This window comes from Anabaena sp. FACHB-1237 (assembly GCF_014696225.1).
Taxonomy (GTDB): Bacteria; Cyanobacteriota; Cyanobacteriia; order Cyanobacteriales; family Nostocaceae; genus FACHB-1237.
On sequence record NZ_JACJPV010000005.1, the window covers coordinates 55,749 to 69,240 of the forward strand.

General features: G+C 34.8%; 14 protein-coding genes. 5 read left to right on the forward strand and 9 right to left on the reverse strand.

Annotation, left to right across the window (positions count from 1 at the left end; genetic code table 11):
* Positions 1-55: 55 nt before the first annotated feature.
* From H6F32_RS03850 to H6F32_RS03875, 6 genes are all read right to left on the reverse strand, one after another.
* Positions 56-571 carry a COP23 domain-containing protein gene (locus H6F32_RS03850; RefSeq protein WP_190368023.1) on the reverse strand — a complete coding sequence of 172 codons (516 nt, stop codon included), beginning with the start codon at positions 569-571 and terminating at the stop codon, positions 56-58.
* A gap of 329 nt (positions 572-900) precedes the next feature.
* Complete coding sequence (locus tag H6F32_RS03855; RefSeq protein ID WP_190368111.1) at positions 901-1,113, reverse strand: DUF4351 domain-containing protein; 213 nt, start codon at positions 1,111-1,113, stop codon at positions 901-903.
* Positions 1,114-1,539: 426 nt separating this feature from the next.
* Positions 1,540-2,778 (reverse strand): methionine adenosyltransferase, encoded by a 1,239-nt coding sequence (metK, locus tag H6F32_RS03860; protein WP_190368112.1) that lies wholly within the window; start codon positions 2,776-2,778, stop codon positions 1,540-1,542.
* A 310-nt stretch (positions 2,779-3,088) separates the two neighbouring features.
* Positions 3,089-3,646: a salt stress protein, Slr1339 family gene (locus tag H6F32_RS03865; protein ID WP_242031041.1), complete on the reverse strand. Its 558-nt coding sequence runs from the start codon at positions 3,644-3,646 to the stop codon at positions 3,089-3,091.
* Positions 3,647-3,953: 307 nt separating this feature from the next.
* Positions 3,954-4,559, reverse strand: coding sequence for a VWA domain-containing protein (locus H6F32_RS03870; protein WP_190368024.1), 606 nt, complete (start codon positions 4,557-4,559; stop codon positions 3,954-3,956).
* A 468-nt stretch (positions 4,560-5,027) separates the two neighbouring features.
* Entirely contained in the window at positions 5,028-5,633 is a 606-nt protein-coding gene (locus H6F32_RS03875; protein WP_190368025.1) for a VWA domain-containing protein, read from the reverse strand.
* Positions 5,634-6,343: 710 nt separating this feature from the next.
* On the opposite strand from H6F32_RS03875, the gene trxA reads away from it, so the two are divergent.
* The 3 genes from trxA (at position 6,344) to H6F32_RS03890 (ending at position 7,756) form a co-directional block, all read left to right on the forward strand.
* Entirely contained in the window at positions 6,344-6,673 is a 330-nt protein-coding gene (trxA, locus tag H6F32_RS03880) for a thioredoxin (RefSeq protein ID WP_190368114.1), read from the forward strand.
* An 86-nt stretch (positions 6,674-6,759) separates the two neighbouring features.
* Positions 6,760-6,954 carry a hypothetical protein gene (locus H6F32_RS03885; RefSeq protein ID WP_190368026.1) on the forward strand — a complete coding sequence of 65 codons (195 nt, stop codon included), beginning with the start codon at positions 6,760-6,762 and terminating at the stop codon, positions 6,952-6,954.
* 136 nt (positions 6,955-7,090) lie between these two features.
* On the forward strand, positions 7,091-7,756 hold the full coding sequence (locus tag H6F32_RS03890) for a nitroreductase family protein (RefSeq protein WP_190368027.1): 666 nt from the start codon (positions 7,091-7,093) through the stop codon (positions 7,754-7,756).
* Between the two features lie 401 nt (positions 7,757-8,157).
* Here H6F32_RS03890 and H6F32_RS03895 read toward each other — a convergent pair whose 3' ends face one another.
* The 3 genes from H6F32_RS03895 to H6F32_RS03905 all read right to left on the reverse strand — a co-directional run bounded on the left by H6F32_RS03895 (position 8,158) and on the right by H6F32_RS03905 (position 11,908).
* Positions 8,158-11,091: an ATP-binding protein gene (locus tag H6F32_RS03895; RefSeq protein WP_190368028.1), complete on the reverse strand. Its 2,934-nt coding sequence runs from the start codon at positions 11,089-11,091 to the stop codon at positions 8,158-8,160.
* 141 nt (positions 11,092-11,232) lie between these two features.
* The gene (locus H6F32_RS03900; RefSeq protein ID WP_190368029.1) at positions 11,233-11,652 is read right to left on the reverse strand and encodes a type II toxin-antitoxin system VapC family toxin; all 420 of its coding nucleotides are present in this window, start codon (positions 11,650-11,652) and stop codon (positions 11,233-11,235) included.
* 22 nt (positions 11,653-11,674) lie between these two features.
* Positions 11,675-11,908 (reverse strand): hypothetical protein, encoded by a 234-nt coding sequence (locus H6F32_RS03905; RefSeq protein ID WP_190368030.1) that lies wholly within the window; start codon positions 11,906-11,908, stop codon positions 11,675-11,677.
* Between the two features lie 994 nt (positions 11,909-12,902).
* On the opposite strand from H6F32_RS03905, the gene H6F32_RS03910 reads away from it, so the two are divergent.
* A complete protein-coding gene (locus tag H6F32_RS03910; RefSeq protein WP_190347803.1) occupies positions 12,903-13,049 on the forward strand; it encodes a copy number control protein in 147 nt (48 codons plus the stop codon).
* A 60-nt stretch (positions 13,050-13,109) separates the two neighbouring features.
* A complete protein-coding gene (locus tag H6F32_RS03915; RefSeq protein WP_190368031.1) occupies positions 13,110-13,418 on the forward strand; it encodes a hypothetical protein in 309 nt (102 codons plus the stop codon).
* Positions 13,419-13,492 lie beyond the last annotated feature (74 nt).

The following is a 13,492-nucleotide window of genomic DNA, read 5'->3' on the forward strand; positions in this document are numbered from 1 at the left end:
TATCTTAGTTAGTCCGCTATCTTAGTTAGTCCGCTATCTTAGTTAAATAAGATGTTTACTCGCTTTGTAAATTTTCCAAATATCTATTAAAGTCAAAATTTATATCATCTGAACCGTTAGCTGTAACATATTTACTATTACCTACAGCAACAGGATTAAATAATCTTTTACTAATATCTTTGGCTTGTGATTGTGTTGTTAAGGTAAATAATAAATTATTGTGATCGCAAGGTGTACCTATTTCTTTTGTAGCACAAATCACAGGTTGATTATTCAGTCTACCAACAACAATTTTGTTCAATGTACCATTATCGTAACTACGCTGAAATCTTGATGATACCTCTTCACAGCGACTTTTGATATTATTATATGGTGGTGGAAAATCTGTAAGTGCAAATTGCATCACTTTGTATTTTCTTCTATCTTCAGTACGCATAAAAGTGAAAAATTCACCCCCCCTTCTGTCACAATAAAAGGTGGTACTTTGACCATAAGTAGGTTTACTAATAGTAACAATGTTAGATAAAGCAGTCAGAGTCGCAACCATGAAAACTTGTGTTAATTTTAACATATATCTTAAATCTCCTCATCGGATATGTTTAGTATATTACAGCACATTTTTTCTCCAGGAAGTACAGGGATAACAGGCCAGATGCCTGTGTGACAAGGGTTTGATCATTAACATCTGTACTTCATAATAATGGAAACTGTTGTATCTTCTATGGTAATAGTGTAAGTTGCCAGTTAGATGAAGTAGAGTGCATCATAATCTTAAAATTGGTGATTTTCACCTAAATTATTCTGTCTGACGCACCCTACAGACTATGGTAACACAAATTGCTAACTTAGTAATTCTTTCTATTATCCACAATTTATCACTTATTGATCCGTTGAATCACCTCAACTCTTCACATTATTTAACCAAACCTGCAAATCATGGACATTATTAAAATCTAACAGTGCTTCACTTAAATCCTGTACAACTGATAACAATAAACCACAAATCAAAGAACGTTTTTCCTCCCCTATGTCTCCAAATTTCCTAGTTAATAGTCGGATAGTCAGGTTAATAGCTTCACCTATTTGGCCTTGTTCTCGTCCCTCTTCCTTAATCTGTAATTATAGTAAAAATATACTGAATAATTAGTACAAGCAAGATGCTTGTGATACTGTAACTTCGGGTTTTTTAATTATACAGTGAGTGCTGCACATTAGCTTACTTTCTGATGCACCCTCAATATTTTACTTGGTTACTTGTCTTCATGCTTTGTCACAAACCGCTTAAAATGAGCGCGAAAAGTTTTTTCACCCCTTGACAATTCCCAAGAAACCTGTTACCATAGTCTTGATGATGAAGAACTATCTTTATCGCATAAGCAAGACAAATCAAAAATAAACAAAAATAAATTTTACATAAGTTTTACACAATTTGACATAAAGCTAAAAAAACCATTAAAAAAACCCCATCATCAAAGTAGATGGGGAATTTACAAATACTTGCAGGTAATTTAAACCTGAAAAAGCATTTTTCAAATAGAATTAGGAAATAGCTTGTTTAAGTAAATCCACCTTGTCAGTGCGTTCCCAAGGTAAATCTAAATCCATTCTTCCCAAGTGACCATAAGCTGCAACGTCCTGATAAAAACGTCCGCCTCTTTCACTAGGTAAGTTACGTAAATTGAACACATGAATAATGCCCGCTGGACGTAATTCAAAATGTTCTTTCACTAATTCTAGCAACCTTTCATCAGAAATCTTACCTGTACCAAAAGTATCTACAAAAACACTTACAGGGCGAGCTACACCAATAGCATAGCTTAACTGCACCTCACATTTTTCTGCCAAACCAGCAGCCACAATATTTTTAGCCGCATAGCGAGCAGCATAAGCAGCAGAACGATCTACCTTAGTAGGATCTTTGCCAGAGAAAGCACCACCACCATGACGGGAATAACCGCCATAGGTATCTACAATGATTTTACGGCCTGTCAAACCAGAATCACCTTGAGGACCACCAATGACGAACTTACCAGTGGGGTTAACCAAAAAGCGAGTTTGTTCATCAGGCTTAACATCAATATCACTAAAGATGGGTTGTACTACAAGATCCCATAAATCAGCTTTGATTCTAGCTTGGATAGCAGCATCATCGCTAATATCGTCAATGGTAGCAGTATGTTGAGTAGAAATTAATATTGTATCAATTCCTACAGGTTTACCATCTTCATAAACCACAGTAACTTGAGTTTTGCCATCAGGACGTAAATAAGGTAAATCACCTGTTTTTCTCACTGCGGCTAATCTTCTGGCAATGCGATGAGCTAAACTAATAGGTAAAGGCATAAATTCGGGCGTTTCATTACAAGCGAAACCGAACATAATCCCTTGATCGCCTGCACCAATGCGGTCAAATGCTTCATCACTATCTTGTGCGCGAGTTTCTTGGGCGACATTCACACCTTGGGCAATATCGGGTGATTGTTCATCTAAGGCGATTAAAACGCTGGCACTATTAGCTGAAAAACCGTTCACCGCGTCAGTATAGCCAATTTCTGCGATTTTTTTACGGGCTAAATTGACATAATTGATATTAGCCTTAGTGCTAATTTCTCCAGTAATTAATACTAAACCAGTATTAACTACTACTTCTGCCGCCACACGACTAGCAGGGTCTTCGGTCAGTAGTGCGTCAATAATAGTATCAGAAATTTGATCACAGATTTTATCTGGATGGCCTTCTGTAACTGACTCAGAAGTAAATAAATAGCGTCGAGACAAAGGAATTTCCTCCCGTGAGAATTTTTTCACCGATGTGGACTGGACATCAGCGACTAGTTTCTGCAATCATAACAAAACATAGAAAATTTTGTAACCTTTATTCTAGTTTAAATCTTGGTTTTCTCAGCTTAACCACTCAGCAACCTAGTAATTAATGGAGATATTTACACAATATTTGGCAAAAATAAGCAAAATTAGTCATACAAGATACATAAATCATATACGAATTAGGACTTGTACTAGATACAATTAAAACTATGATAATTAAGTAGTAGATCCCCGACTTCTTCAAGAAATCGGGGATAAAATGTTAATTATCATTTAAATAATCAATTGCTGCTGCTAATTTAGAAGGATAATTTCTCGCAAAGCCTTCAAACCATAAACCTTCAGTGGATAGAGGATCTAATTTTTTTAACCATTCCTGTGCTTGTTTTTCTAATTTTACTAATTCTTGGGCTTTAATTTCCGCTTGACGCTGTTTCTCCCTAGCAATTTCTGCTTGTTTTCTTAATTCTTCTTCCGCCTCTTTTTTAGCAATATCACCTTTAACTTGTGATAATAAATTATCCATTAAAGGATCTGATTCATAAGATTTATCTGCACCACCAAAAATTGATATATTACCAATATTTACTGAGTTTATTGCAGAAGATTCAGCTTTAACTTGTGATAATAAATTATCCATTAAAGAATCTGATTTATCTTCTCCACCAAAAATTGATATATCCTCAATATCCTCAATATTAGCAATATTAGGTATGGGGTTTATTGCTGGAGGTTGATTTTTTGGTTGTGGTTGTACTGGTGGTTTTGGTTGAGTATATTCATTTTTGAGATCATCTAATAATTTATCAATTTCATTCATAATAATTACTCCTTCAATTATATATACAGCAGTTTCCGTTATTATAAGGTACAGATATTAATAATAAAACCCTAGTAACACAGGTATCTTGCTGTGTTCCCACTGTACCTCATGTAGATGGAATGTGCTGTAACTATAACAGGATATAAAGTTTCAGGAATTACTGGTTTGGTTGATTTAGTTTTTTTAATTACAGTTTTCCAGGTAATTAAATCACATGAAAAACTGCAATCTCCTTGAAATCAAAAAAATCAAAAAAATCAAAATGCTGATTTTTGATTATTCAATGTATTAATGAATTTTATGTTTAATCATTAATAGCATTGAGTAATACTTCTGATAAACTCATATCTTCCATATCATCCATTGTTACTGTATCACAAATATCAAACTTTGCGCCAGCACCTTGCAATTCATCATCTAAGACTTTTAAAAAGCGAGTAGCTTGGGGATCATTGCCAACTTGAATAAAGGAAATGGCTAATTCCTCATCTCGATCCATTTTGCGAGATGCTTCAATAATTACTTTCATCACAGCTTTACGATCATCAGGTTCACCATCAGTAACTACTAAAATTGTTTCACCATTTGGTTTAGTTTGTCCTGCGGCTTTCCTTTGAAAATAATCATCTGTAGCAACTTTTAAAACTCCTGCTAAGTCTGTACTTCCTGATGGATCATTTTCTTGAAAAATTTGTCCCACTTTGCCAGATGTGACATTATCATATTTTTTAAATCTTCCAGAAAATAAATAGACTGTGATACCATCAGGATCAAATTGTTCACATTTACTTGCTAACGCCAAAGTTGATTCTTGGGCTGCTACCCATCTACTTCTACCACCTTTTTGGTCAGGTGTTGACATACTACCACTTTTGTCAATGATTAAAGTATAATCGCGGTTTTCTAACATGATTTAATTCTCCATTTTTTGATAATTAGGTCATCATTTTTCCATGATTATTTTATGATTATTTTATGATTATTACATCATACTTGTATATCATTTGTATATCAAAAAATACCAGGGTCAAATATCAAATAGTAAATTATCAAATTATCAAATTACATTTGATTTTCTTACCAAACTAACTGTTACATCCGTCTAGTTTCTCCTGATAGCTAACTGCTAATTAAGCTGTTGTGCCTTTAACTTGAATAATTAATACAAGCAAGATGCTTGTGCTACTGTAACGTCAGGTTGTTTAATTATACAGTGAGTGCTGCACATTAGCTTACTAATAACGTAAGTTGCCAGTTAAATAAAGTAAGGTGCGTCAGAATCTTAAAATTGGTAATTTCAACCTAAATTATTCTGTCTCACGCACCCTACAAACTACAAAATATCCGAAAATTAATAACTAGCGACTTGAGTTAATAATTAATCAGTAATTGCATTCATTAAAACATCAGCCAAACTCATATCTTCTATTTCATCTAAGGTGACGGTATCACAAATATCGAATTTCGCACCTACACCTTGTAACTGATCATCTAAAGCTTTTAAGAATTTTCTAGCTTGAGGATCATTGCCTACTTGAATCACAGAAATGGCTAATTCTTCATCTCTTTCCATTTTTTGAGTAGCAGCAATAATGATTTCAAATACCGCTTTACGATCATCAGGTTCACCATCGGTAACTACTAAAATTGTTTCACCATTTAGTTTAGTTTGTCCTGCACTTTTACGTTGAAAATAATTATTTATGGCATCTTGTAATACACCTGCCAGGTTTGTAGTTCCTGCTGGATCATTTTCTTGAAATATTTGGGCAACTTTGGCAGATGTTACGTTATCGTAACGTCTAAATTTGCCAGAAAATAAGTAAACTGTAATGCCATCAGGATCAAATTGTTCACATTTTCTCGCTAAAGCAATTGTGGACTCTTGGGCTATTTCCCATCTACTTCTACCCCCAACTTGGTCAGGTGTAGACATACTGCCACTTTTATCAATAATTACTGTGTAATCACGATCGCTCATCATAATTTCCCTTTTTTAATCTCATCACTTTCTATTGTAACCCGTGAATATGAGTATGGTACTAAAAATGACAAAAAAATTAAAGATTAAAAATTAAAAAAATGTTAAGAAACGTGATCAGCTGATGTGCAGCACTCACTGTATAACTAAAAAACCTAAAACTACAGTAGCACAAGCATCTTGCTTGCATTTATTATCCTAAAACTAATGTAGCACAAGCATCTTGCTTGCATTTATTATCCTAAAACTAATGTAGCACAAGCATCTTGCTTGCATTCATTATCCTAAAACTAATGTAGCACAAGCATCTTGCTTGCATTTATTATCCTAAAACTACAGTAGCACAAGCATCTTGCTTGCATTTATTATCCTAAAACTAATGTAGCACAAGCATCTTGCTTGCATTTATTATCCTAAAACTACAGTAGCACAAGCATCTTGCTTGCATTCATTATCCTAAAACTACAGTAGCACAAGCATCTTGCTTGCATTCATTATCCAAATTAAAAGTACAACAACTTAGCTAACTGGAATTAAAAAAATCTTTACATAAACTTAGGGATTAAAGGATAATTATTACAAAAATTTATGATAATAATTAGAAAAATCAACGGATCAAAAAAATTGAGAGAAATTTGATAAAAATATTTATGATGATTTTTTCTTGAATTTATTAGATATTATCAAATTAAAGGCTTAAATCTAGGCACATCATTATGTCTGTAACCAATGTCACTGAAGCCACATTTAAACAAGAAGTATTGGAAAGTGAAACCCCTGTTTTAGTTGATTTCTGGGCTCCTTGGTGTGGTCCTTGTAAAATGTTATCACCTGTAGTTGAAGAAGTGGCTGCTGAATACGAAGGTCAAGTAAAAGTAGTCAAATTAAACACTGATCAAAATCCCACAGTAGCTAGTCATTATGGTATTCGCAGTATTCCCACATTAATGGTATTTAAAGGAGGAAAACAAATTAATACTGTAGTTGGCGCTGTTCCTAAAACTACCTTAGCTAAAACTTTGGATCAATATATTTCTTCATAGCTTTTAGCTTTTAGCTATTAAGAACTAATTGAATATTTTATTGATAGATCATTTTCGATCTGATATCTCTAACTTGTTAACCAAAATTGGAGATTTCAGATCCCGGACTTCTTGAAAAAGTTCGGGATCTTTTTGTTGAGTCAGATCCCGGACTTCTTGAAAAAGTTCGGGATCTTTTTGTTGAGTCAGATCCCGGACTTCTTGAAGAAGTTCGGGATCTTTTTGTTGAGTCAGATCCCGGACTTCTTGAAGAAGTCCGGGATCTTTTTGTTCATAACTAATTGAGAACTACTATATTTTGATTTTTGAGCAAATGAACCTGATCCGCAAATTCTTTGATAATTTACGAATATATACCTTGAAATTAAAACTAAATAACGCTATTCTAACCATATCACTTAAATAAATGAACATAGCATGACAACTAATACCGAAATTCAAGCCTTGGATGTACCTACCGCGATTTTACAACGTCGTTCCATCAAAACCTTTAAACCAGATGCGATCGCCCCAGAATTACTCAAACAATTGATCGAATTAACTGTGGCTGCACCTAGTAGTTTTAATGTACAATCATGGCGGATTATTGTGGTACAAGATCAAGCCCAAAGAGAGGCTTTATGTGCGGCTTCTTGGAATCAAAAACAAATTAAAGAAGCACCTGTAACTTTTGTTTTTGCGGCCGATGCCAGTGCAGGAGAAAAAGATTTAACTCCTATTTTAGAACAAGGTGCAGCTACTGGTGCATGGAATGAAGGTACTGTTAATTATTTCAGAAATGCCATTCCTAAATTTCAAGTTAGTTTAGGAGAAAAACGTCGGGAATATGCTATTAAAGATGCCATGATAGCGTCAACAAATTTAGTTTTAGCCGCAGAAAGTTTAGGTTTATCCACTTGTTTTATGAATGGTTGGATAGAAGATCAAGTAAAAGCGGTAATTGGTGCAGAAAATGATCCAGAATTAGCGATCGCTGTCTTAGTTCCCGTAGGATATGCAGCCGAACCTCGGTTAAACCCTGGACGTTTACCATTATCTACTAATGTTTTTGTAGATAAAATTAACACCTCCTATCAAGGTTAATGGTAGATAATTATCTATTTTGGTATGGTAAGGTAAACCAAAAACTTACCTCCATACCAAAACTAAGCCAATGTGTAGCACTCACTGTAAAACCACAGTAACGCAAGCATCTTGCTTGCATTCATTATCCATAACAAGTGACAGTTTCAGCTATTCGTCATCCCCAAAGTTTCTGATTTTTTAGACCCAAAATGCACACTTTTGATGGTGTAGGAAAATCCTGGAACTTTCTTTTTGTGTGTTTAAGCTAATGTGCAGCACTCACTGTATAATTAAAAAACCTGAAGTTACAGTAGCACAAGCATCTTGCTTGTATTAATTATTCAAGTTAAAGGCACAACAGCTTATCAACCTCAAACCTTTCATTCGTCAAGATTTGGGTTTTATTCAGCAAACCCTAATTAATCCATATCAGTTTCAATATTATTATTAAACCCCAACTCAGATAATGCAACTTTCGTTTCTTCAATCTTTTGCATAGCTATTTCTCCTTCTATTGTAAACTCAACTTTTAATGTTAACTTCAAACTTGGACTAGTAGTAAACTTGGCCAGCACTTTCGAGTAAAAGTTCATCCATTTTTGCGGTGTAATTACACCACTCCACTTTAATAATTTGGGTAATACAACTGGGGTAATAATTTCAGGATCTTTTGTTGGTTCTGGTTCATCTGGTAATTTCTCCTTATTATTATTAATGTTATTATTAATGTTATTATTAATATTATTATTAATATCATAAGATGTAAGTTTCTCTCTCACAGTGTTGGAAATCAGTGTAGAATAATCTTGAGTATTCAGGTTATGAGTAATATTTTCCCTATTTTCTGATAGTATTGACGAGTTTTCAGAAACAGTTTCCTTAGCAGCTAAAGCTATTTGATAAGCATCTGCTGTTGCTTTAGTAATGATAAACATATCCTCAGAAATTTCTACATCTCTACTGGAAAAATCACATTCAAAATAAAAAGGCTCATAACCATGATTACTTTTTCCAACATAAGCTAAAGTTCCCTCCTTGACACCGCGAGATATAGCATCTTTGACAGCATCACTATTCACATCACTATTTAACAATCTAGGAAATAATGGAGATGCAAAAAAAGCATCGCGGACAGCTTTGGTACTCCATTCTCTAAATGCCGGTGGCCAATTTCTACTTAAAAAGCGCGGGTTAATACTATCAGTAACATCACCACTTTGGCGTAATTTATTAATAATTAAACTTACTAATGTTGTAGATTGACTGGAGTTTACTTGACCCAAATCTATGACACGGATTTTGTTATCTTTACCCAATAAAGCCACAAATTTATAAGCATTCCACACACTTTCTTTTAAATTAGATTCACATTTTTTCAGATTTTCTGCTAATTGCCGTTTTTGGTTTTCATCTAATCTTTCCTTTTCCTCATCCCGTATATCTTCCCAGGCTAAAACCTTTCTCGCTTCTTCTCGCAGTTTGGTATCAGTATCAGCAATTGCCCAAATTATGGCGCTCTTAAAAGTTCGATTGGATGCGCCACATTCTTTAGTCATAAACTCAATCATTTTTAGAGTCTGACTATCCTGTATAGAATGTTCTGGTGCTAACATTGCTAAAGTTAAAACAGGACTATTAGAAATCCTACTAGAATTTTCTGGAAATTCAGCTAATTGTATTCCTGGATGAGAAGTAAAAACTTTTTGAATTTCTGATTTTACTCTTTCCGTAATTCTTGATGATTGAACATTGGCGCGACGGTCTGCTAAAATTTTATTTAAATTTGGTGACAGACTAAAACAATATTTATTTTTTTCTATTAACAAATAATAACAATCTGTAGATAATGTCTCTAAAACTGTTTCTACATTGCCAATATCTAAAGATGGTTCTGCCACCGCTAACCGAATTTCTGGGATAGTAGATTCAGCCCGTAAAATACCACCATTAGATTCAAAAAATATCGTAGTTGTAACTTTGCGGTGTAATCGTAGTTTTTTAATTTGGTCGTCAGCTACCATATCTAAACGGATAGCATGGGAATCTTTTTTACCACAAATATCAGTTGTGACTGCACCTTCTAATCTATTTTCTCCCAATTGTTCAAAAACAGCAGAGCGAAATTGGGGGTCATCTAGGGGTGCTGTTCCTAAAGTAATTAAGGGATCACGGTGCGCGCCTTGATATCCTTCTTTATAGGCATGGGACACCCATAAAGCTAATAAACGCAATACTCCCCTAGTACGTTGGAAACGAGGTACAACTTGCCATTTACGCTCAAAGACTGATAATACTGAAGGATGGAAAGGATAGGTAGCATAAAAAGCTTCACGGGGGTTATCTACAGGAAACCAATTAGGAAGTTGTTGGCGGTGGTCTAGTACCCAGTCAGCGTATTCATTACAGGCATCAATAGCATCTTTTGGTAACATAATCCTACCATCAGCACTCACAGCCCTAGCATCCCATTCAAATAGTCTTCTTCTGATAATTTCTGAAGTTTCCGCTTCTGCTGACATCATAATAGGTTTACCCACCCGATCCAGCATTTTTTTAAATCTTTGTTCATCCCCTTCATCAGCTGAAGTGTATTCCATTTCTGAAGCAGGAATGGAAACTACTAACACCACATTATCTGAACCTCTAGCGGTTTCTGATAATGCTTGAATGAAATTATATAAACTATTGTGATAACCATCTTTTCGATATGTACTAACATAGTTGATAATTTCATCCATTAATATTAAACAGGGTTTATCTTTGGGCAGAAATTGTTTAATCACATCGCCTTTAGGTTCAGTAAATCTTCGCTCATGTTCTGCTAATATAGCTAAGGCATTTTCTCCACCTAATTGATAAGCAATTTCTCCCCAGGGTGTTTTCCGTAATGGTATACCATCAACTCCACCACGGCCATTAATAGAATCAAATTCAGTGCCTACAAACACAGCTACTGCTGCTTCTGGAACGGAAGAAATACCAGCTTTTTGTAATATCTTTTGTACACCAGTCCAATTATTAGCAATAGCACCACCTTTAGCTAGATGATAGAGTAAGGTTAAAGCGTGGGTTTTACCACCACCAAATTGAGTAGAGAGATTAAAAATAGCAGAGGTTTCTGTTTTTTCACCAGATAAACGCCGCACAACTTGGGCGGAAAATTCAGTTAAATATTTAGTTAAATAGGTACGTTCAAAAAATCTTTCTGGTTGTTGATAGTCAGCAGGTGCTTTTTGATTTCTAACCTGGTCTAAATGTACTGCAAATTCCGCAGCGTCTAAAGGTTTACCTTCCCGTAAGTCTTCGCGGGGTGTTAGTCCATCAATTTTGTACCAAGGTTTAATAGTTGCCATAAGTTTAAGTGTGTGGGTTAAGTGTGTGGGTTAAGTGTGTGGGATTGTGGTATGTAGTGCGGAGTATGGAATGTGAGTAGGAAGTTTTGAGAGATATATTTTCTAATATCAGTTTATAAATTTACTAAAAAATTCCCAGGATTAATTCCAAGGATTAATAATTACAACTTTAGTACCAACAAAATCTTTTTCATTACGGGTAACAAGGATAAGAGAATTTTTTAACGCGGTGGCAGCAATGAGAGAATCCATAGCAGGTAAAGGTTGTCCATTTTGTTCTAATTCTGCCACTAGGTTTCCCCATAAAACCATTGTGGCAATATCTAGACCTAAAATTCTATTTTTAAACCGATGGGGTAGGCTTTCATTGAACCATTTGGTAAGAGATTCTTTCCGTTTAGATATAGGAAGTTTATTGATCCCTTTAGCAATTTCACCAATTGTAATTACGCTCAAGTAAAGTGTTTCTGGAGGTTGGGCATCTAGCCAGTTTAAAACTTGTTGATTTGGTTGTTTAGTAATGGTTTCAGAAATCAAGCAAGTATCAAGAAGATAAGTCATGGGAATCAGTTAGGGAAATGAATCATGGGATAAAACTATCACGGGGTAAACTGGTATCTCTACTCAGGTCTAATTCTTCAGCTACTTCAGCTAAGGGAGATTGACGGAAAAATTCTGAAAGTTTACTTGGTTGTTCTGGAAGTGTTTGGTAATTTTTATTTTCCATATTTAGGCTTTGTACTAGTAATTGAATTATGTAAAGTTTATCGTTGAGGGAAAGTTGCAGGAGTTGTTGTTCAAGTTCTGGAATAACCATAATTTTGGTAGTGTGAAAGTGTGGGGTCCTGGTTGGGTTTCACTGTGTTCAACCCAACCTACGCACCTGTATAAATTAACCATACTAAGTAAGTAGACGAAAATAAATCAAAGTAGATTAAGTAATGTAAAAAATCTGGAGATGATTTCGTAGTGAGGGCTTCAGCCCTCAAATGAGGAATAAATTCCTCACTACAAACTTTGAATTATTCAAGCCGTTCTACTTATAGTTTAACTATTATAGTACGTTTTAGGGTTTAATCACCAATAATATTGATTGTAAAAATAACCATGTTGTAGAGGTTTAGCAGACTTTCAGATCCCGGACTTCTCAAAGAAGTCCGGGATCTAAGCACACAGACCTTCAGATCCCGGACTTCTCAAAGAAGTCCAAAATCTAAGCACACAGACTTTCAGATCCCGGACTTCTCAAAGAAGTCCGGGATCTAGTGGGCAGAAATGCGTTTAATGGGTAGGTCAACTTCGATGAGGCGTTTAGCGTATTTGGTGGTGTTCATGGTTTTTTGTTTGAATTAGGTGGTTATTGAAGGAGTAACTTGTAGATGAACTACCCCATTTTACTTCATTGAAGATGGGGTTTCTACATCCCCATCAGTAAAGTTGATCTACTAACTCTTTGTCTCATAAAGGTTACAATCTCAATTAGTCATTAATCAGAATTGGATTAAGCAGAAAAACCACACCAATTACATGGTTTATTAATCACTCTGACTGATTGAAAACCTTAAAATCAAAATCCTTTGCTATCAAGACTTACAAGGTATTTTTAAAAGTAATCAATCAGCAATTAGTGAGTAATTTATGATTGATATTTTTAATATAGCAACTATATCCACTAGCTGACATATTGGATATATTGGATATATTGGACATTGTTATTATAAATGACGTATATGATAAGATTTTTGTATGAGTATGTTAATGAAATAATGGATATAATGGATATGATGGATAAACAAAAGAGTAAAAAAGATATGGCAGAAATAAGAGTTTTTGTTAAGCCAGAATTAAGACAACAATTTAAAAGTAAGTGTGTACTAGAAAATAAAACCATGAGTGATGTTATTGCTGACTTCATGGCTACTTATGTTAACGACAATCAAGAAACTAGCCACACTTAAAAACCAATGACAGTTAGAGCGATCGCGCTAACAACCCCAAACAACCAACCCAACGGAACCATGACAACTGAATTAAGTAGATTAGACCGGATAGAAGCGATTTTAGAGCGCGTGGCGGTGCAACAAGAAACTACTGCTACAACACTGGATAACTTAACAGGTAAAGTTGAGGATATTACTTATAAAGTTGATGACTTTATTAATACAGCTACCAGTGTTTTAGGAAGAAGTGCCATTTTAGATGACATCATAGTTAGACTTGACTGCAATTTTGAACTACATCAGCAACGATTTGAGGAAAACCAACGCTCAATTAATGCTGCTTTAGAAAGACTAGAGGCAATTTTGATGCAACTAATGGATAAGTAAAGCGATCGCCTAAAACAAAATTAAAGACTTTCAGATCCCGGACTTCTTAAAGAAGTCCGGGATCTAAGCACACG